This window comes from Microcoleus sp. ARI1-B5, assembly GCF_036705795.1.
GTDB lineage: Bacteria > Cyanobacteriota > Cyanobacteriia > Cyanobacteriales > Microcoleaceae > Microcoleus.
In genome coordinates, this window is record NZ_JAUBVK010000015.1 from 54,743 (window position 1) to 78,517 (window position 23,775).

Genomic DNA, 23,775 nt, shown 5'->3' on the forward strand with positions numbered 1-23,775 from the left:
AGTCCGCCGGGGGTTTAAACCCCCGTCTCAAAGCTAAAGTCCACTGAAGTGGACTAAAGATAAAGAAGACTTTTCAGTCCTCTTGAGAGGACTTTTGCTATTAGACAGGGGTTTAAACCCCTGGCGGACTTTCGGACTTGCGAACTGGCGGACTTAACTACATTAAAAAAAGCGATCGACCTCTTTAATATCCACATTTCCCCCGCTGACAATCACACCAACTCTCTTATTTTCAGCTTTCACAACTCCTGACAGCAAAGCCGCCGCCGCTAACACTCCCGTCGGCTCGACAACTATCTTCATCCGCTCCCACATAAAAAACATTGTCTTGCCAATCTCTGCTTCCGAAACTGTTGCCATATCGTCCACATAATGCAGCACCAAAGGAAAAGTCAATTTCCCTAAAGACGGCGTGCGCGCGCCGTCAGCAATAGTATCCGGGTTGCTAACAGTTTGCAGCGTTTTTGTGCGGAACGATCGCGCTGCATCGTCTGCTTGCTCTGGTTCTACTCCTATTACTTTACACTCGGGAGACAAAGTTTTAGCTGCGATCGCGCATCCCGACAATAAACCTCCGCCGCCGCAGCAAACCAGCAGCAAATCCAACTCCCCAACTTCTGCGAGCAATTCCAGCGCCGCCGTACCTTGTCCCGCGATCACCCGCGCGTCATCATAAGGAGGAATAATTGTCAAGTGTCGCTCATAGGCAATTTTGGCGGTGAGCTCGGAGCGGGAATTGCGAGTTCGATCGTACAAAACAATTTGGGCACCGTAGCCGCGAGTCGCTTCCTGCTTGACTTTGGGCGCGTCTGCCGGCATTACCACAGTAGCACCAATTCCGAGCAACTGTGCGGCAAGGGCGATCGCCTGCGCGTGATTTCCCGAAGAAAAAGTCACCACTCCCCGCTGTTTTTCGGCTTCAGATAGCTGCATCAAAGCATTGCAAGCACCGCGAAATTTAAACGAACCCGTCCGCTGAAAGTTTTCGCACTTGAAAAATACTTGAGAATTAGTCTGTTTGTTGACAGTCTGCGAAGTCAGCACCGGCGTCTTGAAAGCTTTACCCTGCAAGCGCTTCGCCGCCGCCTCCACATCGGCAAAACAGACGGGCAAAGCATTTTGATCGGGAAGGTTGGCTGTCATATTTTTTCTGCCTCGGGTGCTTGGGCGGGATTATATCATATATAGAGTCAAAGCACGATCGCTTTTGATGATATGACATATCGGAAATTATTATCATTTGACTGTTGCAACTAATTACTAAAAGCGTTGTAGGATAGGCTCAAGGTTATTGCAATAAGTTATCAAAAAGTTGCGGTTAGGCAGGAGAGCGATTGATGAATGCAAAGTTTAAAGCGCTAGCAAGCGCTAGCGCAGGGTTGTTGCTGCTAGCTGGTTTAACGGCGAATGCAGTTGGGATCGGGCCGCTGGCGATCGCGCAAACAGCACCAAAGGGCGATCCTCTTCGAGGGCTTCGCCAACGAGATTTAAGAGCACAAGCTGCCATAAATCGCATTAGAATCGTATTTGCCAACCGCAGAGATGCTACAGACTTGCAAAATAAAGCCAATCAAGTAGCGCAAATACTTTCCAAAGAAATCGGAATGCCCGTAGAAGCAGTCATCGGCGACGAAACCGCCGCTGTGGAAGCTTTGAGAGCCGACAGAGCAGATGTGGCATTCGTAGCAGGGCGCGCGGCATTAAAAGCAGAACAATTGGCCAAAGCGCGGATGTATTTAGCAGAAGTTCGCAGCGATTATTCCGGCGGAAATACCTACGATTCAGTGTTTGTAGTGCGCCAAGACAGTCCGCTGCGCCCCAAAGGTTCAGCAAAGCCAACCCTCGAACAATTGAAAGGCAAAAAAATGGCTTTCACCTCTCGAACTTCCGGTTCGGGATTCATTTTTCCAGTTAGCGAATTGGTAGGTCAAGGATTAGTCTCAGGCCCGGATAGACTGGAAACTTTCTTCGGAAATGTCACCTACGGCGACGGTTACAGCAGCGCTTTGCAATCAGTTTTAAGAGGTCAAGCCGAAGTTGCAGCCGTCTCCGAATACGCTTTGCTCCCGCCTTGGATCACAGCAGAAGAAGGCAAGAAATTGCGCGTGCTGCAACAAGTTCCCGGAGTTCCAGCCCACGGAATTGTGATTGACGATCGCATTCCGGCACCGATGCGCGAAAGACTTATTAATGCTTTCATGAAAATGAACGAACCTGCAAACAATCAATTGTTCCGCAGTTTGTACAATTCCCAAAAATTGGTAAAAGTCGATCATGCGCGCCATTTAGCAACCTTGCGCCAAGCTTTGCAGCGCGCCCAACTCGAACCGTAAAATCAAGGTTCGCAGCATCGGACTTCAGTCGGCAGAAAAAGCCGGACTAAAGTCAAGGTTCGCAGCATCGGACTTCAGTCCGCAGAAAAAGAAGGACTCGCATTCCGATGCTGCGAACCTATTTTATTGTAACCCATCGATCCGACATTATATTAATGGCAAAGTAGATCGACAAATATTTACCAAGTTAATACACCCAATTAAAAATCAATATAGATAGCTAAAATTTTTTCTGTTGACTAATGACTGATGACTGATGACTGATGACTTATGACTGATGACTTATGACTGATGACTGATGACTTCTTCCTTCTTCTTATGACTATCGAATGCAGTAAAATTGAAACAGCTTATTCAACATCGCTAAAACGCCCGATTTTGAACGGGATTGATTGCAAAATTCAACCTGGGGAATTTGTAGCGCTGCTGGGTTTGAACGGTGCAGGAAAATCTACGCTTTTGCGTTCTTTTGTCGGGCTAGTTCCCGTCAAAACCGGAGAAATTCGGATTAACGATACAGTCATAACACCGCGCACTCTGAGACGAATTCGGCGCGATATTGGCTTGATTTTTCAAGGTGGCGGGTTGGTAAAACAGTCACCGGCGATCGACAATGTGCTTTGTGGTTGCTTGGGAAGTTTGAATACTTGGGAGACACTGTGGGGTTTTCCGAAGCAAAAGCGCGATCGAGCTTTTGAATTACTCGCAGACTTCGGACTCCAAGACCTAGCATATCAAAAAACCGGACTGCTCAGCGGCGGACAACAGCAAAAAGTCGCCATCGCCCGCGCCTTAATCCAATCACCTCAGATTTTACTCGCAGACGAGCCCACCACCGGATTAGACGTAATCGCCGCCCAACAAGTAATGGAAATCCTCGCCCAACTGCACCAAAAACAAGGAATGACCGTAGTTGTAGTATTGCACGACCTGGGAATGGCCAGCACTTATCCCGAAAGGGCGATCGTCCTAGATGCCGGCCAGATAGTCTATGATGGCAAATGTCACAACCTGTCCGACAAATTCAGCAAACTAACACCCCCCAAAGTAGAAGCGTGAACCCCTCACTTCTCCCCTCTTCCTCTGTGCCCTCTGCGCCCTCTGCGGTTCATAAAAAACATCTTAAAATAAACACAAATGACCCAAAACAACTCAGGTAATTCCTCTAAAAACTACGGCTGGATCAAAAATCTCAGTATCGTAGCAATTTTAATTGTACTTTACGGTTGGGCGCTGCGGGGACTAGAAATTGATGCCGCAACTTTGGTAAGCAGTTGGCCTTACATGACCGATTTTGTTTCCCGCTTGTGGCCGCCGAATCTCGAAATTATTGATGTAGCAGTTAAGGCTTTAATCGAAACAGTTCAAATGTCGCTTTGGGGAACGACAATCGGCGCAATTCTCTCCGTACCGATTGCGATTGCCAGCTCCCATAATATAGCACCAAAGTGGTTGCAATGGCTAGCAAATTTATTGCAAAATGCAGTGCGATCGGTTCCTTCAATTGTGCTGGGGTTGCTGTTTGTCGCGGCGACAGGTTTGGGCGCGCCGGCTGGTACTTTGGCGCTGGGAATTTATACTATAGGCTATCTTGCTAAATTTTATCAGGAGGCGATCGAGTCTGTGGAAGCGCGATCGGTCGAATCGTTACAAGTCGCGGGCGCATCTTGGCTGCAAGTGGCGCAATACGGGATTTTCCCGCAGGTGTTGCCGCTAGCGCTGGGTTACACGCTGTGGATGTTTGAATACAATATCCGGGCGGCTTCGGTGTTGGGAGTTGTGGGCGCCGGCGGTATTGGTTTTGAGTTGGTGAATTACATCCGCTCTTTTGAGTACAATAAGGCTACTACAATGATGTTGGTTTTGTTGGTGGTGGTAACAGCGATCGATGTTATTAGCAGTAAATGGCGGCAGCGGTTGGAAACGAAGTAATACCACTTCTTAAAAATCATTTAACAGTCTTCCGTAGGGTGTGTCGCCCGTAAAAAACTCTGAATCAACACAGACAATCTCATAGCGACGCACCGACACCGTTCAAGAATTATTGTAAACAAACCCCAAAATATATTGTAATGGAGACGGCGGTTGAAACCGCCAGAAAGTCAGACGAAACCCACCTCCGTGGGTTGAAGAAAGAAGAGTTAATTTTCTAAGAGTCGATCGATATATATTGTAATTGAGACGGCGGTTGAAACCGCCAGAAAGTCAGACGAAACCCACCTCCGTGGGTTGAAGAAAGAAGAGTTAATTTTCTAAGAGTCGATCGATCGCAATTGTAACATCGGGAAAAGCTAGGGGATTGATATTACCCTGTGTCAGAGTTTGTGTGAATTGATAGCCGTCATTGGTAGGATCTCGAAATACGATCAATTCCATAGTTCGCAAATTGATTACCCAATACTCAGGAATCCCCGCTTGCGCGTAAATTTTGGTCTTAATTTCCAAGTCTTTACTGAGAGTTGAGTTTGAGTATTCAATCAGCCAAAAGACGTTTTCTGGATAAGGGTGATGTTCTCGGTAATCTCGTCCCAGACGTTGAACTACAGCGATATCTGGTTGGGGTTCGGAGTTGCTCGACGACAAGGTTATTGGCTTATTTTGGCGGACTTTGGCGCGCGCGCCCAGCAAGTAAATCAGGTACTCTCCACCCTCATCGCTGGAGTAAGCATGGGATTCTCCTTCGGGACTCATTTCGATGATTTCTCCACCGATTAATTCAACGTTTCGCCCTTCCAGAATACCGGCGGCAATCATCTGGTGGTAGTCTTCAACTGTCCATTTTACAGTCGTGACGCTCACGGTGATTATTCCTATTATTTTATTCTCATTTTACACTGTTTTTGCCGTCTGCGATCGCACAAATCCCCAAAAGTCGATCGCGCCATCGCATCCACCATCAACAACACCGCCAAAAAAAACACCGCACTCCCGCCGTTTCCCCACCCAAAAAAGAGCCACCAAACTGTTTAACAATTAACACAAAATAAGGACACAGCATTGCCGCGTCCTTATCTTGTTGGGACACAGCATTGCTGTGTCCCCGTGCATACCCTGGATATTCAGATTAGAATTCTTGCCGTTTAGAACAAGAACAATTCAGAATTACCAGAAACTCCCAAATTCACATTGACAGTAGCAAACAAACTGTTGCCACCAACCGTAGAACCGTTGCTATCGTAATACAGCTTAGTAGTATTAGCTGCACTATCGAAGAGAGCAATAATCGAGGGCGAGGTCAACGATGACTCGATCGCGCTTACAGTAGCAACCGTGCTGCTGTACCGGTAGAAATTCACACCCAAAGGACCCGAGCCCAATCCGGCAAAAGCATTCTTGTCAATGTTCATTACATCATCAACAATGCTGTAATCCGTAATGATATCGCCACCAGCAGAAGTTCCGGTGAACACAAACACATCAGAACCCAGCCCGCCGCTGAGAACATTTGTTCCCAAACCGCCGATTAAAGTGTCATTACCAGCACCACCATTGAGACTGTCATTACCAGCGCCGCCGGAGATGCTGTCATTACCAGCGCCACCGTTGAAAATATCAGCACTCGATCCGCCGTTCAAAATATCGGAGAACTCGGTGCCGGTAACGTTATTCGCGGTCGAATTTCCGGTAAACAAGACAGGCGTGGTAAAGTTGTAACCGCCAACACCTGAACCAAAGTTGTTAACTCCAGTTGTCGGGAAAGTACCCGGATTAGCAATTAAATCAACAATGCTGCCCGAATTGGTTGAAGTACCAGCCGGAGCAGAACCAGTCGCACCAGTAAACAAGAAGTCTGCTGTGCCCAAAGTCCCCGCAGCCGTACCCAGATTAGCAACAGTTGTAAAACCGCCCGCCGCTGTACCGTTCGAGTCAAACACCAACACCGTTTCGCTCGCAGTATTAGTAAATGCGAAGAAACCAGCACTCGTAGAACTGCCCAAAGCCTTAGCTTGCGCAGCTTCCACAGTCGAGTAATTCCCGCCCGTGAAAATCACCAACTCTTTACCAGTAATGTCAGGAGTTGAACCGCTAACACCGTCAAAGTTAGTAGTAGTCAAATTCCCAAAAGCACCACTGACAAACTGGAATTTGTCAGTTCCGAAGGTAAAGTCAGTAATCGTATCCGGGCCGTCGCCGGGAGCCTTGAAAGCAAAGATATCTGCACCTGAACCGCCTGTGAGAATATCCGCACCGCCACCACCAGTGATAGTATCTGCACCGCCACCACCAGTGATAGTATCTGCACCGCCACCACCGTTGAGGATGTCAGCAAACTCAGTACCAGTGACGTTATTCGCGGTCGAATTTCCGGTAAACAAGACAGGCGTGGTAAAGTTGTAACCGCCAACACCTGAACCAAAGTTGTTAACTCCAGTTGTCGGGAAAGTACCCGGATTAGCAATTAAATCAACAATGCTGCCCGAATTGGTTGAAGTACCAGCCGGAGCAGAACCAGTCGCACCAGTAAACAAGAAGTCTGCTGTGCCCAAAGTCCCCGCAGCCGTACCCAAATTAGCAACAGTTGTAAAACCGCCCGCCGCTGTACCGTTCGAGTCAAACACCAACACCGTTTCGCTCGCAGTATTAGTAAATGCGAAGAAACCAGCACTCGTAGAACTGCCCAAAGCCTTAGCTTGCGCAGCTTCCACAGTCGAGTAATTCCCGCCCGTGAAAATCACCAACTCTTTACCAGTAATGTCAGGAGTTGAACCGCTAACACCGTCAAAGTTAGTAGTAGTCAAATTCCCAAAAGCACCGCTGACAAACTGGAATTTGTCAGTTCCGAAGGTAAAGTCAGTAATCGTATCCGGGCCGTCGCCTGGAGCCTTGAAAGCAAAGATATCTGCACCTGAACCGCCTGTGAGAATATCCGCACCGCCACCACCAGTGATAGTATCTGCACCGCCACCACCAGTGATAGTATCTGCACCGCCACCACCGTTGAGGATGTCAGCAAACTCAGTACCAGTGACGTTATTCGCCACAGTTGAATTTCCGGTAAACAAGACAGGCGTGGTAAAGTTGTAACCGCCAACACCTGAACCAAAGTTGTAAACTCCGGTTGTCGGGAAAGTACCCGGATTAGCAGTTAAATCAACAATGCTGCCCGAATTGGTTGAAGTACCAGCCGGAGCAGAACCAGTCGCACCAGTAAACAAGAAGTCTGCTGTGCCCAAAGTCCCCGCAGCCGTACCCAAATTAGCAACAGTTGTAAAACCGCCCGCCGCTGTACCGTTCGAGTCAAACACCAACACCGTTTCGCTCGCAGTATTAGTAAATGCGAAGAAACCAGCACTCGTAGAACTGCCCAAAGCCTTAGCTTGCGCAGCTTCCACAGTCGAGTAATTCCCGCCCGTGAAAATCACCAACTCTTTACCAGTAATGTCAGGAGTTGAACCGCTAACACCGTCAAAGTTAGTAGTAGTCAAATTCCCAAAAGCACCGCTGACAAACTTAAATTTGTCAACCCCAAAGGTAAAGTCAGTAATCGTATCACCGCCTTCACCGGGAGAATTGTAAGCAAAGATATCTGCACCACTGCCACCAGTCAGAATATCTGCACCGCTGCCACCGCTGAAGATGTCAGCAAATTGAGTACCAGTGACATTGTTAGCCTTCGCATCTCCGGTAAATAAGACGGGAGTGCTGAAGTTGTAACCGCCAGCACCTGAACCGAAATTATTGCTCGCACTCGGATACGTATTCCCAGGAGCATTTAAATCAACAATGCTGCCGGAATTTGTAGAAGTACCAGTCGGAGAAGTTGCACTCGCACCAGTAAACACAAAGTCTGCTGTGCCCAAAGTTCCCGCAGCCGTACCCAGATTAGCAACAATTGTCGAACCACCTGCGATCGTACCGTTCGAGTCAAACACCAACACCGTTTCGTTCGCAGCATTGTTATATGCGAAGAAACCAGGAGTTGTTGAACTGCCCAAAGCCTTAGCTTGAGCCGCTTCGAGACTGGCATAAGTTCCGCCAGTGAAAATGACTAACTCTTTGCCGGTAATGTCAGGAGTTGAACCGCTAACACCGTCAAAGTTAGTAGTTGTCAAATTGCCGAATTCGCTCGATACAAACTGGAATTTATCTGTTCCAGATTTGAAGTCGGTAATTTTATCGCCGCCTTCTTTAGTTGTCCTGTAAACAAAGAGATCCGCACCAGTGCCACCGCTGAGGACATCGGCACCGAGGCTGCCGGTGATGGTATCGTTGCCGTCACCGCCGTTGATGGTATCGTTAAAGTTGCTGCCGACAATGTTGTCATCGCCACCTAAAGCATTGAAATTAACTCCGGCTGGATAAGTGCCGAAGTTTAAATTGTCAGGGCCGGAAGTACCGACAGGAACATTTAGTGGCGGGCCGCTGAAGACAAAGTTCTTGATTTGCAGGCTAAATTTCAGCGAGAAACTGGTGACAACTTCAAAGCGCGCCCCAACAGAAAATACCAGCACGGAACGGCCGGTATCGGCATCTGTAAACTGACAGAAAACAGGCGCGTCGGTGTTGCCGCCCAAAGTTTTAAACCGCACTTCCAAACTGGCGATGCTGGTAACGGTGATATCGGCGGTGAAGTCGAGCAAGTTAGCACTGCCGATCGCCCCAAAAGCAGAAGTAGCACTAATCGCCACTCGAGTCAAGCTGGCAGCGCTGAGATTACCAAAAGCTGCGGCCGACAACTCTAACAAATCGTCATCCTTAAAGTCAGTAATTAAGTCAGCTTCTGCAACTGTTTTAATCTTTTCGCGGGAAACGCGGTAAATAAAGCGATTCTTGCCAGCACCCCCACTTAGAGTATTGGTTCCTTCGCCGCCGTCGAGCGAGTCATCGCCGTCATCTCCGGCTAATGTGTCATTGCCAATACCGCCGGTTAATTTGTCTTTGAGCTTACCACCGATGATATTGTCATCGTCTTCGCCGCCGTCGATATCATTCTCGCCGTCGCCGCCTTTAATTGTGTCGTTGCCTTTGCCAGTGATGATTTTGTTTTTGCCTTTACCACCTACGATATCGTCAGCGTCATCGCCACCTTCGATATCATTATCGCCATCACCGCCTTGAATTTTGTTTTTGCCATTACCTCCTTTAATTTTGTTTGTGCCTTTGCCGCCGATGATAGTGTCATCGCCATCGCCGGCGTCGATATCGTTATCGCCATCGCCGCCTTGAATTTTGTCGTTGCCTTTGTTTGCTTTAATTTTGTTGGTCTTGTTACCGCCTTTAATGTCATCGTTACCGTCGCCGCCTTGGATGTCGTTATCGAGCGTCGCGGAACCGACAATAACTTGAGGAGCTGTATTGCCAGCAAAATTAAAGATATTTTGCTCGACATTGAAGCTAAAACGCTGGCTCGTGACAATGTTTTTGCCGTCGCCAACTTCAAAACCAAAACTAGCCGCACCGGTAAAACCTATTGCCGCTTTGAAAGTTAACAAACCGAGGCTAATGTCTGCTTGAGTGAAGGTCAAACCGGCTTGTGTTACCTCTGCTCCCTTAAAGAATAGTTTCCCGGTTTTAGCATCAGGCAGTTCCGTTAACTTAAACACTGTGTCGCTAGCACCTTGCTCGTTATCGACAAACTTCAACAAGTCACCCGTAATAGTTTGCGGGTTGCCGTCGGAACCGACAGTGAGGGTCTTATTAGCTTGCGATCGCGGAGGGGTATTAACTATTCGAGTTGGGGTTGGAGTTGGAGTTGGAGTTGGACTTGGAGTTGGACTTGGAGAGCTACCATTAACTCCCAAAAAGTCGCCAGCATTGAGAATCGTGGCGCTAACATTCAACAATAGCGCCAGCACCAACTGATTGCTGCTGAGCCGAATTTCGGTATTGCTGCCGACTTGTACAAACAACAAGCTGCTAAAGTTCAAGCTGCCAGACAGCACAAACTTGTCTAAGCCGTCTGCGTAGTCAGTGATGACGGAACTTCCGGGAGTGGTATTGTTACCCATATCCATGACAAAAACGTCATTTCCAGCACCGCCGGTACAGGTATGGTTGCCAGTACCGCCCATCAGCGTATCGTTGCCAGTACCGCCCATCAGGGTATCGTCGCCAGATCCGCCGCCGACAACGCTGTCGTCGCCGTCGCCGCCGTCTCCCATGTCATTGCCGTCGCCAGTAACGAGGGTATCGTTGCCAGTACCGCCCATCACGGTGTCGTCACCGGCGCCACCGACAACGCTGTCGTCGCCTTCGTCGCCGCTGCAAGCGTCGTTGCCCGATCCGCCGATCAAGGTATCTTTGCCCTCACCGCCGACAACGCTGTCGTCGCCCTCGTCGCCGCTAACGTTGTCGTTGCCGGCACCGCCTGTTGTGGTGTCGTCGCCGCTGCCGCCCATAACGGTGTCGTCGCCGTCGTCGCCGCTGCAACCGTCACTGCCAGCACCGCCGATGACGGTATCGTTATCTTTGCCGCCGTTAACGGTGTCGTTGCCTTCGCCACCACTAACGTTGTCGTTGCCCCGATCGCCCCTGACCGTATCGTTGCCTTCGCCACCCTTGCAGGTGTCGTCGCCTTTGCCGCCGTAGACGGTATCGCTGCCGCTGCCGCCGTCAACGTCATCCTTGCCGTCGTTGCCGTGCACCCAGTCATTGCCGTCATCGCCTTGGCAGGTATCGTTGCCGCTGCCGCCAGAAAGAGTGTCGTTGTCTTTGCCGCCATAAAGAGTGTCGTTGCCGCCACCCCCGTCGCATTTGTCGTCGCCGCGATCGCCCTTTATTTCGTCGTCATCATCGCCGCCCTCACAATCGTCCTTGCCTTTACCTCCGTAGATTTTATTTTTTTTGTCGCGCTTTCCTTTGATTTTGTCATCGCCTTTTTTGCCGTAGAGCGACTGGTTAGCGCCGGTGGCGACAATTAAGTCATCGTCATCGGTACCTTCGAGCGTCTGCGGATCGCTGCCGCTGTCATTTTTTTTGTCTTTGTCTTTTTTGTCGCCCCCACCTTCTTCGGGTACGCCGTTAAATTCACGAATGTTGCTCTTATCCTCAGCACCTGTTTCGGATGTGCCGTCAGACGGATTCGGAACTTTGCCCTTATCGCTGCTGCCGCTGTTTTCTGCGATCGCATCGTCAACTAACTTGACTAACCCGCCGTCGGAATTTATAGCGCTGGCGTTGCGGAAATCCGCGAGTCGATCGAGTTCGCTGGCGGAAAAGACGAGTTTTGGGCTGTCATCCTGGGCGATCGGTGCAAACAAACTGGTTTTTGTCAGGTCAGAAATTTCCGTTTCATCGCGATCGGGAAAAAGTGTTCCCGATACATTTCCTAACAATATTTCTTCGGTCATCTTTGATATTTCCAAAAAAGGACTCAGCTTCTTAGAATCAGTTTATCAGCAAGGAGGAGGCAGCAGAAGCCGAAAATTATCACTTCATACTTTCGCCTTTTAGAGCGGCTGGTTTCCCCACCTTTCTGTTATAGATGCTCTTTAAACTGCAAGGGGTTATTTCGATCCGTTGCGAGTTTTCTCTTCTGCAGTGGCGCACCCAAAATAATTGAGCTGCCACTTACACCGTAATTGCTGCGCCGAAGCGCGGCTCGCTTTTGATGTTCTCCGTAATTTCTACAGTAAGCTGCGCCGAAGAGCGCCTCATTGTAGATTTTCTACGTAATTTCTACAGTGAATTAGCAGAATTTAAACTCGCAACTCACAACTCCCACATAACTACCCAAAACCTTTATTCCCAAATTTTACCCTTGCTTGGACTGCGATCGAGCCTGGTCGCCTTAACTTTTTGTAACACTCCGGGCTCTGACAAATCCTTCCCTGACTTAGGATTTGAATCTCTTTTGCAAGTGACTGCACGCTCCTAATTTTAGTTCCCGATGATTAATAAAAAATTTAGATAGATCGCCCAGGCAAATATTTGTTTTCATTTTCTGTCGCACAAGTTTCTCTCGATTAGATCCCGCCATCGAACTGAGAAAATATTTTTTTTTAGCTGAATACTACCTACTATCCAAAAACTTATCTATCTCAAGACAGATTGTAAAATTATGAAACGCACAGGAATAAAAGCAGGAGTTATGCCCTGTTAGATTTTCTATTTTAGACTTTAGATTAGGGATGACCGATTTTGTAGGGCTTTGAAGCTTGCCTACAGTTGCATGATTTTTTGAAACAGGCATTATTTTTGGTTAAAGTTGCAAGATCGTCGCTCGGCATTTTGAGCGGGAATGACGCACTCTTGGCCACAGAAACCCGGTTTATATGTATGTTTATAGTTGCCTTTCGCCAATATTTGTCCGAAAAAGAGGCTGGATGAGGCTTAGTCCTCTCGATGATAAAAATGCTTGTTGCTTGAGAGAACCCGAATATTTGATAGCAGTTGTATTGTGGAAAATTATTGGAGAGTTGAATTAAATTTTTCGGATGAATTTTAACTAAATTAAGACAGTTAAATAAAAAAATCCCAATAACAGGGAAAGCGGTAAATTAGCAATGCTCGATCGGCAATTATCGGTGGTGGCTCTATCGATTACGATCGCCGCTGAGGGCTGGCGGATGAGGGGGGATGGCTTACGGATGAGGACTCCCCCGCTGACCAATTAATTAATTGACACAAAATCAAGATTTTAGATGGGGGGTTGGTGGTAGAGGATAAGCGGTTAGGACAGATCGACGGATCGCCGCCCCCAAAATTTTACTCAACTTTGCCTCCGATATTGCCCTGAAAGTGGTTGGCGAGAGCCGAAGTAATTTTAATAAGAACTAGAGATCCGCCTGGTAAAGTGCCTCCTATTTAACTTTACTCAGCAATGACAAACTCGAGTTCCCGACGAATGTTAAGGGGTCTGCGGTAGAGGTGCAAAATGTTAAAGATAGCAAGATTGGAGAAAATTCGGCTTTCACCGAGCCATAGGGCAATCAAAACTAATAAACTGTTATTAAAGTACAACTTTTATACCCTCAAAGTGTTTGAACAAATATATTTGAGCCCGGCGCTCGCCCGATCGGGGGAAGCGCATTCAGAAACTTTGATTGAAAGAGTAAAAATTATTTTGCCGATCGCTATTGCTAGCCGCAAAAACGCAGGCAAATTCAGAATTAAGGCGGGAGGGCGCTAAATCCGTGAGCCAGGAATTTCAACTCTCAGTCACCCCAGTAGGGGACGACGAATATCTAGTGCGGACAGAAAAGGTTGCACCCGGTGTACCCTTAGCAGAACAACAAGTCCGCTGGCCGATCGACCAATGGCTTGCACTGTCTGCTCAACTGATGAACGACCCCTTGGTGGGCGTGTTCCAGGGAACCGGTGCTGGCGGTCGCGGACTCTCGCGATCGACAAAAAACTCAGCGCCGAATTTAGTAGCCCTAGGGCAACAATTATACAGCGGGCTGTTTCAAGGAAATTTGCGCGATAGCTGGACTTGCGCTCAAGGCATCGCCCAGCACCGCCGAGAAGTGCTGCAACTGCGGCTCGGACTCAAAGGCAGGCACTTGCCGCGGCTGCCGTGGGAAGTTCTGCACGCGGGCGATCGCCCTTTGGCAACCGGCACCGATGTCGTGTTTTCCCGCTACCAACCAGGTACAAGTTTGTTCAAACAAACCCGGATAGTGCCCAGCGGGGGGCCGATCAAAATTTTAGTGGCGATCGCCTCTCCGAGCGATCGAGACAGCTTGCAGCTCAAGCGAGAAGTGCTCCACCTGCAACAAGAACTGCAAAACCGCAGCGCTAACCCCCTCAAAAACAGCCCCCATTCCCCGGAAATTCAACTGACTGTTCTCGAACAGCCCGATCGAGAACAGCTTACCCAAGCCCTAGAACAAGGACACTACCAAGTCCTGCACTACTCCGGCCACAGCAACTTAGGTTCCAGAGGCGGCGAGCTCTACCTAGTCAGCAGCCGCACCGGCTTAACCGAAACCTTGAGCGGCGACGACTTAGCCGGATTGCTCGTCAACAACGGCATTCAGATGGCCGTGTTCAACTCGTGCCGCGGCGCCTACGGCGACCCCTCAGACATGGCGGACGACAGCCCGGAACGCAACTTAACCGAAGCTCTAGTCAAGCGGGGCATTCCGGCAGTGCTAGCAATGGCAGAAAGCATCCCCGACGATGTAGCCCTAACTCTGACGCGGCTGTTTTACCGCAACCTCAATCAAGGCTATCCAGTCGATCTCAGCCTGAGTCGGGCCAGGGCGGGACTAATTTCTGCCTACGGTTCTCACCAGTTATACTGGGCTTTGCCAATTCTCTACCAGCACCCGGACTTTGACGGCTATCTGACCGGCGCCCCAGCTCAAAGCGGGCCATCCGGCTCTCTGGTGCAAAATTTAATCGCGCCGGGAACGCCGCCGGCGGGCTCTGGTACAGAATGGAAGGCGCCGTCTTCGCTCAGGGCGATCGCCCAATACCCGCCAATCCCAGCCAATCAACCCCATGAGTCAGACAGTGATGACGGCGAAGTCTGGTATTTTCCCGACCAATTAAAAGATCGCAGGGATGGGGTGAACCCTCTCGATCGGCCGAATGCTGCTAATTCATCGAACTCTATTCCTAATTCTGAGTCTTCGGCGATCCAAGCAACTCGCGCCACTGCACCGACTCAGAAATCGTTAACACAATCGGGATTGAAAAAATGTCTGGTAGTGACGCTTTGCTTGTTGCCCGTTGCTTTGAGTGCTGGCTTTTTTGGGTGGCGGCACTGGAATCACCGAGGCACGAAACCGGAAGAGTTACTGCCGGCGGTACGGACTCCCCTGTCGCAAAATTACTTGCAACAACGCCACTAACAGCTTTCATCCGATCGCCGGAGCTGAGTTTGGGCCCGCTGGCTGCTGCTCCAAACTAACTGCGGTTGTCGCTGGCAATTCGCGATCGGATGAAAGCTCATCTGGCGCGATCGAAAGTCTGCTGCTCGATCGGGGTGAGGAAACTTACACTCATCAACTCGGTTTCTACCCAAAATCAGAAGCTGGGGAATTTGCGTATCTAAAAAGCAACGGGGTTTCGCGTCGAGAGAGTACGTGCCAAACTGCTCGATCGACAATTCGTCATGTGCGACAAGATAATCAAAGCCAGAGTTGTAAGAATTAAGAACGTCTTAACCCCGATCGATCGGCAGTTGCTATAGCGGTTCTCGCGCTCCATGAGGTATGCCAGATTCTGCGAATGTCAGGATTTGGGCACTACCGAGCGCCTGCACCTCCAAAAACCCGATCGCGCATCTAGCCTCGATCGATTACCCATTACCCATTACCCATTACCCATTAGCGGACACACCTCATCTGTCTGAGACTCGGCTATATATTTCACAATTACTGATGGTGGAAGCGGCTGTGAGTTTGACCTGTCCCTACAGCTTGCCCATAAATTTTCAGAGTCGGGCAGCTTCCAGGCAACGAGTGGAAACCCAGTACATTTCCACCAACACTCCCTGCGGGGAACGGCTGCTAATTTGTAGTCCATCAAACATTTAAGCTGTACTGCATTTAACTCGGTCTTTTTCAATTGCCCTGTGGAAAGAACGTCAAATTCTCTGGCTTTGGGCCGTCCGAGGAAGATTTTCCCGATCGCCCCGGAGCACTCTACTGAGAAAGCGCCGAAGCGCCAACAGTGGCTTTGGCGCGATCGCGCGCGATCGAAACAAATCGCTCGCTCGGCATTTAAATTGTATATTTCAATTCCCTATTGCCGACTGGAATCCCCCTCCGACCATCTGACGGTCGAACATAACAGATAATCTAGAGGCGCCGCAGCTTATTCCCCTCAATGTGGCTGCGCGATGTTTCTGCCGCGGGGCCCATTGAGTCGGGTTTAAGCTAAAAACCGTTCAACGAACAGGTGAAATTTCCTTAATTTTTAACCGGATTGCCGAACCCGGACTGCATTCTGTGCAAGTTATAGCAGAAGGAATTGGAGAAATGGAAGTCAGAACAAGGAAGTCGCAATCGACTCCATGGGGAAAGGGCCATTAAGAACGTCCTAACTCTGATGGGCGGATGCGCTATATATGCCGAACACCTTAATAGAAGATTGCTCTTCGGTATTTGGCGTTTTGAGGGGATTGGCCGCCCGAAAAACAGGGTTTGCAAGTAGCTGGCTGCGGCATCGAGAACAAGTGCTGCCTCGCCGAATTGAGGTAAAAGTTAACCCCGCGTCGGTAACAGGGCTGGTGGCAGATTTGACAGAAGCCGCGCTCTAGGTATTTTCATTCATGGCTGACTTGCTTTTTAGCTTGACCGCAGACAGGATCGGGAATTGGTGAATGTTGGGAACAGACTTTACTGTAAAAAAGTAAAGCATTTAATTTGCGACAATAATTAAGGGCGCGATCGCGCCCTTGAGGCTTGCGCTAGCATCAAGGGCGAGCAGCAAATTGATCGCCCTTCGAGCCTCCTTACTTGCACCCCCGGTTTTGAGGCCGCAGAAATTTCTCCAGAATCTTATATTCCGAATTCTTAGTATTGACAGTGAAACAAAGTTAATCTAATGTGTTGTAATTGATATAAGTAAACTCCAATAACCGAGGTAAGGTCAATGGCAGAAACAGCTACAGCACCCTTAACAGGAAAAGGTCTGCTTCAAAAAATCAAAGGCAGCGATTTGCCGCGCAGAGAACTCGCAAAGCTTTGCGGCTACTTCACAGTCAGCAAGAGTGGAGAAACGCGGATTAACTTGGCTGAGTTTTACGATGCAGTGTTAGCTGCTAAGGGCATTGAGCTAGAGAAGTCGAAAGCAGACGGACGCGGGCGAGAAGCGAGTTATCGAGCTAGCGTTCACAAGAATGGCTCGATCGTGATCGGGGCAAATTATACCCAAGAAATGGGATTAAAGCCGGGTGACGAGTTTGAAATTAAACTCGGATACAAGCACATTCGCTTGATTCAGATCGATGTGGACAGACCGGATGTGGAAGAGGAAGACGAGGAGGATACAGAAGAATAGAGGCAGATCGATGCAGTCGGCCGATAGCAAGGCGACTGGATTTGGCATTCGCTACACGAGTATTTGCGCGCCACCCTTCAATTTAACTGATGAGCTGTCTTGACTATTTCTATTTTCTCTTGTCCCGCAAAGACTACAGTGCCTCTGAACTTCGCAAAAAGGGGCAAGAGAAAGGTTTTGGCAATGAGGAAATATTGGAGGCGATCGCGCAAATTCAAGACCGGGGCTATCAGTCTGACACTCGCTTGGTGGCAAACTCGATCGCCTCTGCTGCGGGCAAATACGGGAAATCGGCCATTAAGCGCAAGTGCCTGCAAAAAGGAATTACTAGCGATTTGTTCGAGCAAGTCTGGGAAGAAGAATTTGCCGAAAATCAGGACTCGGAAGCCGAAAAACTGGCAGAATTAAAAGCCAAAGTCATGCGGAAATACAAGATCGATGCTTGGAGTAAAGTAGATCCCAAAACCAAAAGCAAAGTCTTGAATTACCTGCAATACAGGGGCTTTAATGGCTTTGAAATGTGGCGCCAGTGGCAAACAGAAGAAGAGGACGAGTAAATTGTCGGGCCGCCCTTGCTCGGTGTGGCCCCCAGATAGGCAAGCACAATTTCACTGCTGCCCTGGGGGCTAATACCATTTTAGAGTTGAGATTTGAGATTTGAGATTGGGAATGATTGAGCCGGCGCAAAAACGGATAGTTGCGAAGGACATTCCTGAGGGTAGAGCCGAAAATTTTAGACTTTTGTTTAAGCTCCCAGATTAATCAAGGCGAGTAAATCTAAAATCGTTTGACACTTCGGCGAGCCGGACAACGCGCTCGCCCTCGCCGAACGTCTCAGATCGCGTGCGATCGATTACCATAACAAAAACTGATCTGTGCCCCCTGAGCGTCCGCAGCCGGAGAGCGGACTTTCGGGCGCACTACGAACTAATCTGATTGGGGTTAATCGAGGGGACACGATATCACGCCGAAATCTAAAATCTAAAATCTAAAATCTAAAATCGATTGACTGGATATGGGTTTAGAGCTTCCCTAAAGTTCCATGATTTTGGGAAAATGGTATAAATTGCGAGCTCTGAATTTTTGTAAGTGTATATCAATCCTCAGACTTACCTCAAGAAGATTCGTACATCTGCCGGTGTCTGGCTAAAAGGTGGAGATATTTCTCGTTGGTTTTGGCCAGCATCCATTTTTCTTGAAAAATCGCGGCGGATTCTGCTTTCACCGGATCTGCTTCTAGCGGTAAAATATCTTTTCGAGCTGCGGCTTGCTCTGCAACAGACTCCAGCTTCTGAGGGTTCTGCTGGTATTTTCGGCCGCTTTTGTGGTTGGCGTAGCGGCGCGATCGAGTATACCCCATCTGCAAGAACTTGCGCGCCATGTCGGCTCCCACAAAATCATCGGCATCGAGATACTCTAAAAACAATGAGTAAATTTTGCTGCTGGACTCCCGGGCAATTTCAGGAGTCTTAAATCTCCAGAAAGGCAGAATTTCTGCTTTGTAGGGCTCCACCAACAGCACTCCCTGTTCTCCTTTCCCCACCCGATAAAGTTCCGGGTGCTGTCGAAAGTCGAGGTTCTTAAAATCCAAAGAGTAGTCGAACTGCTTCATTGAGCGTTTTCTGTTCTATCTGGAACTATAGAAGCCCGCGGTTTACCTTCGTCTGGTTGGGTATAAACCCAGGCCCAAGCAATGAAGACTGCTTGAAAAGGCAGCCTGAACCAATACAGTAATTGGTTGTGGGGAATCCCTTCTATGGGAATGTTGTTGACGGCTTGATTGATATTAGCTGGAAACACGGCAATAAACAAGGCAATTAATCCCCACGCGGCCGCCCTGCTGACGGCCGGAATTAACAGCCCAATTCCCCCCAAAATCTCGAAAAAACCGCTGATATAAACCAATGCTTCCGGGTAAGGAAGCTGGGGCGGCACGATTCTGACAAAGGGTGCGGGTACTGCAAAGTGCAGCACGCCTACAATACTCAGAGCTACTGCGAGGATAACGCGCCAAATTTCTTTTTGAGCTTTCATGGGCAATCGGTAATTAATAATTGTTAACTTGCTGCGAAAACGCTTGCCAAATTTCGCTATCTGCGATCGATATGACAAGACAACTTAGGCACAAAAATTCCAGGGTTCCGGGTTTTTCTAGTCTGGCTGGTAGCTGTAACGATATTTCGTAGAAAAACTGGGTTTCTGGGTAAGTCGGAGACAAGTTTTCCCAGCCCGAAACTTGAGGAAGCGGGGGCTCGAATCGAAGGCCTGCGGGTGATTGCCGAAAACAGATAGCGGGTGTTTTGATAGGACGATTTTAATGTCTAGTTCGCGAATGCTGCCTCTGTCTTCGGGTAGTAAAACTGGCGTTGGTTCGGGCGCACTCAGCAGGCAAAGGGGGCCCGAATGCAGTCGATCGCGTGGGAGCCTCCGCTTAACATTAAACGATCGATTTCAGTTGACCTGTGACCTGTGACCTGTGATAGCACTTGACCTAAAAGGAAGAGGTCGCTCTTAACTGTCAACTGTTAACTGTCAACTGTCAACTGAATGAAAGGCGATCGCACCTTGATTCCCAGAATTAATGCGAGGAATTTGTCAAGGACTTTTAGAATTATTTAATATTTGAGCTTTGAGAATTATTTGGTAGAGGCAATTGGGGAACGCTCTGCAATGAAAATTACCGTGAAAATTTTGTGCGATCTCAACTTCCGAAAGATGCTAGAGTGGATATAATTATCGAATTTGCTAAAAAGTCGATCGCCGTAGCAACTAGCAAATCATCGTGCTTGAATTAAAAATTGTGACTTTTAGGCAGGAACTTTTTAGCCGCCACATTATTCAAAAAGATTGAGCCTCTGGGGGCTGTGTCATTTTTATCAACACGCAAGCAATCACCGACGACCATGAACACCTCAGTCAACACCCCTAAATTTAGATTAAACCGGATGCTGCGACAATCAGTGTTCGCGGGCATTCTTTCTGGAGCAGCTTTGGCCTTCGGATGGGCCCCGGGCTTGTACGGACAATCCCCAAGCCTCGTTTTCGGAGCGGCCGCCCAAGCTCAAGAAATTAGCAACACCGAAATTACTAACTACGCTCGCGCTGTCTTGGCAATAGAACCCAGACGGGTAGAAGCTTATAAGGAAATTAAAGGAATGGCAGGAGGATCGGTTCCCAGAGTAGTGTGCAACGAGACTCAGGAAATTAACAGGCTTTCTGGCAACCTTCGCGGCGTGGCGGTGAATTACTGCGACCAAGCTAAAAAAATTATCGAAAGCAATGGCTTGACAGTGAGCCGCTTCAACCAACTCACTTTGCTCCAGCAAGCGAATCCGGCAGTCAAACAGCGAATTCAAGCCGAGCTGCTGCGGCTGCAACAAGTGGGCAATCAATAAAATCGATGGGTTTGAGTCTTTCTTCCTCTCCCGTTCTATGGTTCGAGTTACTAGACGGTATGCGAAAATATTTGAAAAAAGGGCGCTCGTCTGTAAAAAAGTGCTTGACAAAATGACCAAAATTTGGTAGTAAAACAAGAACGGGAGCGGTTCAGAGAGATGATTATTTTGCAACTGGCTGTAAATCGCAATTAGAGATAAAAAAGATATTCCTGAAAAACTAGATGTGATATCGTGTCCGCTCGGACGACCATAATAAGATTGGTTCGATCGTTCCGAATGCAAGTCCTCATCCATAACGCTTGAATTGCATTCGGAACTATCGAACCTTTACAAATTGCGGGCCAATCGTTCCGGAGGGAATTGACCGGACATGGTAAGAAGGGAATTCCTTGGAGGAATAGAATAGGAAAATGCTAACTTTCACAAAACATTTGCCTGCAAATCCCGATGCTGCTGTCAACTTTAGTTTACCGATGACAGCGGACGATCGCACTCGCAGCCGCCACCGATTCGAGACGGATGCCGGAGAAGTGCTACACTTGGCTTTGCCTAGAGGTACGGTACTGCGCGATCGAGATTTATTGCAGTCGGAAGACGGTAGCTGTTTGGTACTCGTAAGCGCAAAACCCGAACCGGTACTGACCGCAAGGGCCTCGACTGGGCTGCTGCTGATGCGGGCGGCTTATCATTTGGGAAACCGCCACGTAGCTTTGGAAGTGGCCGATAATTATTTAAGGCTTTCTCCTGACTCTGTTTTGCAGGGAATGCTGGAAAAAATGGGTTTGGAAGTAACACAGGAAATTGTGCCGTTTCAGCCGGAAATGGGCGCTTACGGGCACAGTCATTAGATTTTAGATTTTAGATTTTAGATTTTAGATTTTAGATTTTAGATTTTAGATTTACTCCCACCGATGAATCCGAGGGCTTGTGACTAAATTGCTTTCGGCCATTCAAGAAGCAAGAAGTCAACAGTCAACAGTCAACAGTCAACGCCGTGAACAATCAACTTTTATCTTTGTTGCAGTTAGCTTTTGCGCCTGTGGGAGCTTATAGTTATTCTGAGGGAATTGAAAGTCTGGTAGAAACCGGTGCGATCGACAGCGAGATTAGTTTGAGGAATTGGTTGGAAAATTCGCTGGAATTCGGGGCGGTGCGAGTAGAGGCTGCTGTGGCGGTACGGGCTTTGAGGGCGGCGAAGATTGGGGATTTGAGGGCTTTGAGTTATTGGAATGCTTGGGCGACTGCTGCTAAGGAAACTGAAGAGTTGCGCTTGCAAAGTTGGCAGATGGGACGGACTTTGACGCGGTTGTTGCTGGATTTGCGTGAAGCGAAGCTATCCCGCAGGGAATCGCCCGCTGCTTCTGGCTTGACAACAATTGTAAAAGATTTGGTGGAAGTTGGCGGCAATCCGTGCAATTTTGCGATCGGCTTTGGGATTGCGGCCGCCAGTTGGCAGATTGAAGAGGAAGCGGCCGCGGTAGGATATTTGTACAGTTGGGCTGCAAATTTGGCGAGTGCGGGCGTGAAATTGATTCCTCTGGGTCAAACTGCGGGCCAGCAGTTGCTGTTAGATTTGCACTGTCAAATTAGCTCAACGGCGCGAGAAGTTTTACAATTAGAAGATGATGACCTTGGTAGTTGCAGTTGGGGACTGGCGCTAGCTAGCATGGCGCACGAAACTCAGTACACTCGGTTGTTTCGGAGTTGAAAATAGGAAGGAAGTTCGGCAACGGATTATGTAACGGATTTAACGGATGTAAGGAAGTTCGGCAACGAATTTTGTAACGGATGGATGGAAGAAGGAAGATAAATAAACTATGCCCAATGCCCAATTCCCGATGCCCAATGCCCCATTACCAAAATAATTATGAGTGCTTTTCGTGTAGGAATTGCTGGCCCGGTTGGTTCGGGAAAAACGGCTTTGCTTGATGCTTTGTGCAAGTCGCTGCGTCAGGATTACCAGATTGCTGTTGTTACTAATGATATCTATACTCAGGAAGATGCACAGTTTTTGGTTCGGAGTCAAGCTTTGGAGAGCGATCGCATTTTGGGAGTAGAAACTGGCGGCTGTCCCCACACCGCCATCCGCGAAGATGCTTCGATCAATTTGGTAGCTATAGAAGAGTTAGAATACAAATTTACTAATTTAGATTTAGTGTTTGTCGAAAGCGGCGGCGACAATTTGGCTGCAACTTTTAGCCCGGAGTTGGTGGATTTGACAATTTATGTAATTGATGTGGCTGCGGGGGATAAAATTCCGCGCAAGGGCGGGCCGGGAATTACTAAGTCGGATTTATTGGTAATTAATAAAACAGATCTGGCGCCTTTTGTGGGAGCAGATTTGGGCGTGATGGAACGGGATGCTAAAAAGATGCGCGGGGAGAAACCTTTTGTTTTTACTAATTTGAAAACTCAGGATGGCTTAGCGTCGGTGGTTGATTTTGTTAAGTTGAATATGGGCGATAATTAAGGATTAAGCGCCGTCCATTCCCAATGCTAAAATTCCCAAAATTTTACTCAAATTAGTAAGCAAAGTTTCGCTTGTCTCAACAGAAATCGCTTGTCCTTGGAGTTTTAAGAATTTCCATCTATCTCCTGTAGTGACAGCCCCATAAATTGTGGCAATCTCATTGCCTTCGCGCTCGTTGAAGATTTTAGCTGCTAACATGGAAGCTATGCACTGTCCCAATCCTGAATTAATGTTTTCCTTTTTAGCCTCTACAATAGCAATGACTGGGGCTTTTACAATCAACAATTCTGGCGATCGGCTTATCAGAAAATCACAATTCCCATTCAGCCCTCTTTCAGCATCTACAGTAAAATCAATGCCAGAGAATAAGCTCACGCGATGCTGCAAAAGTTTTCTCACTTCCATTAAAATCGGCGCGATAATCAGTTCTGAACGAGCTTTTTCTGTATTGCTACCGAGAGCTACAGGCAGATTTTCTTGCAAAACTTCTGTCAGTAATCTGCTGCACTCTAACTCGGGTGCAGGAGTGAAGATTTCGACTATTTCAGAATAAGCTAAGTCAAAGGTTTTCAATACTCTGTCTAAAGTAAAGTCACTGTATGCCATTTGACTTTCTCCTTGTTACAAATTCTCGATCGCCTATTTAGATGTCCGGTCGGTTTGTGCCGGTATGGGCGGG

Annotated in this window: 21 protein-coding genes; 13 read left to right on the forward strand and 8 right to left on the reverse strand. The window is 48.3% G+C overall.

The genetic code is table 11. The features are described from left to right. Positions 1–162: 162 nt before the first annotated feature. Positions 163–1,143, reverse strand: coding sequence for a threo-3-hydroxy-L-aspartate ammonia-lyase (locus QUB63_RS20960; RefSeq protein ID WP_332947234.1), 981 nt, complete (start codon positions 1,141–1,143; stop codon positions 163–165). Between the two features lie 194 nt (positions 1,144–1,337). On the opposite strand from QUB63_RS20960, the gene QUB63_RS20965 reads away from it, so the two are divergent. The 3 genes from QUB63_RS20965 to phnE all read left to right on the forward strand — a co-directional run bounded on the left by QUB63_RS20965 (position 1,338) and on the right by phnE (position 4,265). Next, on the forward strand, positions 1,338–2,333 hold the full coding sequence (locus QUB63_RS20965; RefSeq protein ID WP_332947235.1) for a phosphate/phosphite/phosphonate ABC transporter substrate-binding protein: 996 nt from the start codon (positions 1,338–1,340) through the stop codon (positions 2,331–2,333). Positions 2,334–2,651: 318 nt separating this feature from the next. Further along, complete coding sequence (locus QUB63_RS20970) at positions 2,652–3,392, forward strand: phosphonate ABC transporter ATP-binding protein (protein ID WP_332947236.1); 741 nt, start codon at positions 2,652–2,654, stop codon at positions 3,390–3,392. A 78-nt stretch (positions 3,393–3,470) separates the two neighbouring features. Then, the gene (phnE, locus tag QUB63_RS20975) at positions 3,471–4,265 is read left to right on the forward strand and encodes a phosphonate ABC transporter, permease protein PhnE (protein WP_332947237.1); all 795 of its coding nucleotides are present in this window, start codon (positions 3,471–3,473) and stop codon (positions 4,263–4,265) included. A gap of 312 nt (positions 4,266–4,577) precedes the next feature. Here the strand turns inward: phnE and QUB63_RS20980 are convergent, their stop codons facing one another. The 3 genes from QUB63_RS20980 to QUB63_RS20990 all read right to left on the reverse strand — a co-directional run bounded on the left by QUB63_RS20980 (position 4,578) and on the right by QUB63_RS20990 (position 11,623). Then, positions 4,578–5,132, reverse strand: a complete 555-nt coding sequence (locus QUB63_RS20980) for a Uma2 family endonuclease (RefSeq protein WP_332947238.1) — start codon at positions 5,130–5,132, stop codon at positions 4,578–4,580. A gap of 30 nt (positions 5,133–5,162) precedes the next feature. Beyond that, positions 5,163–5,291: a hypothetical protein gene (locus QUB63_RS20985; protein WP_332947239.1), complete on the reverse strand. Its 129-nt coding sequence runs from the start codon at positions 5,289–5,291 to the stop codon at positions 5,163–5,165. 122 nt (positions 5,292–5,413) lie between these two features. Continuing rightward, entirely contained in the window at positions 5,414–11,623 is a 6,210-nt protein-coding gene (locus QUB63_RS20990; RefSeq protein ID WP_332947240.1) for a cadherin-like domain-containing protein, read from the reverse strand. Positions 11,624–13,149: 1,526 nt separating this feature from the next. On the opposite strand from QUB63_RS20990, the gene QUB63_RS20995 reads away from it, so the two are divergent. Together QUB63_RS20995 and QUB63_RS21000 are read left to right on the forward strand one after the other, a co-directional pair. Beyond that, positions 13,150–13,404 carry a hypothetical protein gene (locus QUB63_RS20995; protein WP_332947241.1) on the forward strand — a complete coding sequence of 85 codons (255 nt, stop codon included), beginning with the start codon at positions 13,150–13,152 and terminating at the stop codon, positions 13,402–13,404. Between the two features lie 4 nt (positions 13,405–13,408). Further along, a complete protein-coding gene (locus QUB63_RS21000; protein WP_332947242.1) occupies positions 13,409–15,073 on the forward strand; it encodes a CHAT domain-containing protein in 1,665 nt (554 codons plus the stop codon). On the opposite strand, the gene QUB63_RS21005 is transcribed toward QUB63_RS21000, so the two are convergent. Continuing rightward, entirely contained in the window at positions 15,070–15,330 is a 261-nt protein-coding gene (locus QUB63_RS21005) for a hypothetical protein (RefSeq protein ID WP_332947243.1), read from the reverse strand. The genes QUB63_RS21000 and QUB63_RS21005 overlap by 4 nt on opposite strands. A gap of 468 nt (positions 15,331–15,798) precedes the next feature. On the opposite strand from QUB63_RS21005, the gene QUB63_RS21010 reads away from it, so the two are divergent. From QUB63_RS21010 to QUB63_RS21025, 4 genes are all read left to right on the forward strand, one after another. After that, positions 15,799–16,023 (forward strand): hypothetical protein, encoded by a 225-nt coding sequence (locus QUB63_RS21010; RefSeq protein ID WP_332947244.1) that lies wholly within the window; start codon positions 15,799–15,801, stop codon positions 16,021–16,023. A gap of 270 nt (positions 16,024–16,293) precedes the next feature. After that, positions 16,294–16,485 carry a hypothetical protein gene (locus QUB63_RS21015; protein WP_332947245.1) on the forward strand — a complete coding sequence of 64 codons (192 nt, stop codon included), beginning with the start codon at positions 16,294–16,296 and terminating at the stop codon, positions 16,483–16,485. A gap of 335 nt (positions 16,486–16,820) precedes the next feature. Further along, complete coding sequence (locus tag QUB63_RS21020) at positions 16,821–17,228, forward strand: AbrB family transcriptional regulator (RefSeq protein ID WP_332947246.1); 408 nt, start codon at positions 16,821–16,823, stop codon at positions 17,226–17,228. Between the two features lie 89 nt (positions 17,229–17,317). After that, complete coding sequence (locus QUB63_RS21025; RefSeq protein ID WP_332947247.1) at positions 17,318–17,785, forward strand: regulatory protein RecX; 468 nt, start codon at positions 17,318–17,320, stop codon at positions 17,783–17,785. Between the two features lie 557 nt (positions 17,786–18,342). Here QUB63_RS21025 and QUB63_RS21030 read toward each other — a convergent pair. After that, entirely contained in the window at positions 18,343–18,840 is a 498-nt protein-coding gene (locus tag QUB63_RS21030) for a DUF4385 domain-containing protein (protein ID WP_332947248.1), read from the reverse strand. After that, positions 18,837–19,262: a DoxX family protein gene (locus QUB63_RS21035; protein WP_332947249.1), complete on the reverse strand. Its 426-nt coding sequence runs from the start codon at positions 19,260–19,262 to the stop codon at positions 18,837–18,839. The genes QUB63_RS21030 and QUB63_RS21035 overlap by 4 nt, the downstream gene beginning before the upstream one ends. Before the next feature lie 911 nt (positions 19,263–20,173). Here QUB63_RS21035 and QUB63_RS21040 point away from each other — a divergent pair. The 4 genes from QUB63_RS21040 to ureG all read left to right on the forward strand — a co-directional run bounded on the left by QUB63_RS21040 (position 20,174) and on the right by ureG (position 23,096). Then, positions 20,174–20,623, forward strand: a complete 450-nt coding sequence (locus QUB63_RS21040) for a DUF4168 domain-containing protein (protein WP_332947250.1) — start codon at positions 20,174–20,176, stop codon at positions 20,621–20,623. 413 nt (positions 20,624–21,036) lie between these two features. Next, positions 21,037–21,474 (forward strand): urease accessory protein UreE, encoded by a 438-nt coding sequence (gene ureE / locus QUB63_RS21045; protein ID WP_332947251.1) that lies wholly within the window; start codon positions 21,037–21,039, stop codon positions 21,472–21,474. Between the two features lie 146 nt (positions 21,475–21,620). Further along, on the forward strand, positions 21,621–22,334 hold the full coding sequence (locus tag QUB63_RS21050) for an urease accessory protein UreF (protein WP_332947252.1): 714 nt from the start codon (positions 21,621–21,623) through the stop codon (positions 22,332–22,334). A 159-nt stretch (positions 22,335–22,493) separates the two neighbouring features. Next, positions 22,494–23,096, forward strand: coding sequence for an urease accessory protein UreG (gene ureG, locus QUB63_RS21055; RefSeq protein ID WP_332947253.1), 603 nt, complete (start codon positions 22,494–22,496; stop codon positions 23,094–23,096). A 3-nt stretch (positions 23,097–23,099) separates the two neighbouring features. Here the strand turns inward: ureG and QUB63_RS21060 are convergent, their stop codons facing one another. After that, the gene (locus tag QUB63_RS21060; protein WP_332947255.1) at positions 23,100–23,702 is read right to left on the reverse strand and encodes a hypothetical protein; all 603 of its coding nucleotides are present in this window, start codon (positions 23,700–23,702) and stop codon (positions 23,100–23,102) included. Positions 23,703–23,775: the final 73 nt, after the last annotated feature.

What these genes read in the sequence shown, in the direction of transcription:
- QUB63_RS20960 (WP_332947234.1), bottom strand. Translation starts at nt 1,143, where the DNA reads ATGACAGCCAACCTTCCCGATCAAAATGCTTTGCCCGTCTGTTTTGCC.
- QUB63_RS20965 (WP_332947235.1), top strand. Translation starts at nt 1,338, where the DNA reads ATGAATGCAAAGTTTAAAGCGCTAGCAAGCGCTAGCGCAGGGTTGTTG.
- QUB63_RS20970 (WP_332947236.1), top strand. Translation starts at nt 2,652, where the DNA reads ATGACTATCGAATGCAGTAAAATTGAAACAGCTTATTCAACATCGCTA.
- phnE (WP_332947237.1), top strand. Translation starts at nt 3,471, where the DNA reads ATGACCCAAAACAACTCAGGTAATTCCTCTAAAAACTACGGCTGGATC.
- QUB63_RS20990 (WP_332947240.1), bottom strand. Translation starts at nt 11,623, where the DNA reads ATGACCGAAGAAATATTGTTAGGAAATGTATCGGGAACACTTTTTCCC.
- QUB63_RS20995 (WP_332947241.1), top strand. Translation starts at nt 13,150, where the DNA reads ATGTTAAAGATAGCAAGATTGGAGAAAATTCGGCTTTCACCGAGCCAT.
- QUB63_RS21015 (WP_332947245.1), top strand. Translation starts at nt 16,294, where the DNA reads ATGCCGAACACCTTAATAGAAGATTGCTCTTCGGTATTTGGCGTTTTG.
- QUB63_RS21020 (WP_332947246.1), top strand. Translation starts at nt 16,821, where the DNA reads ATGGCAGAAACAGCTACAGCACCCTTAACAGGAAAAGGTCTGCTTCAA.
- QUB63_RS21025 (WP_332947247.1), top strand. Translation starts at nt 17,318, where the DNA reads ATGAGCTGTCTTGACTATTTCTATTTTCTCTTGTCCCGCAAAGACTAC.
- QUB63_RS21030 (WP_332947248.1), bottom strand. Translation starts at nt 18,840, where the DNA reads ATGAAGCAGTTCGACTACTCTTTGGATTTTAAGAACCTCGACTTTCGA.
- QUB63_RS21035 (WP_332947249.1), bottom strand. Translation starts at nt 19,262, where the DNA reads ATGAAAGCTCAAAAAGAAATTTGGCGCGTTATCCTCGCAGTAGCTCTG.
- QUB63_RS21040 (WP_332947250.1), top strand. Translation starts at nt 20,174, where the DNA reads ATGCTGCGACAATCAGTGTTCGCGGGCATTCTTTCTGGAGCAGCTTTG.
- ureE (WP_332947251.1), top strand. Translation starts at nt 21,037, where the DNA reads ATGCTAACTTTCACAAAACATTTGCCTGCAAATCCCGATGCTGCTGTC.
- ureG (WP_332947253.1), top strand. Translation starts at nt 22,494, where the DNA reads ATGAGTGCTTTTCGTGTAGGAATTGCTGGCCCGGTTGGTTCGGGAAAA.
- QUB63_RS21060 (WP_332947255.1), bottom strand. Translation starts at nt 23,702, where the DNA reads ATGGCATACAGTGACTTTACTTTAGACAGAGTATTGAAAACCTTTGAC.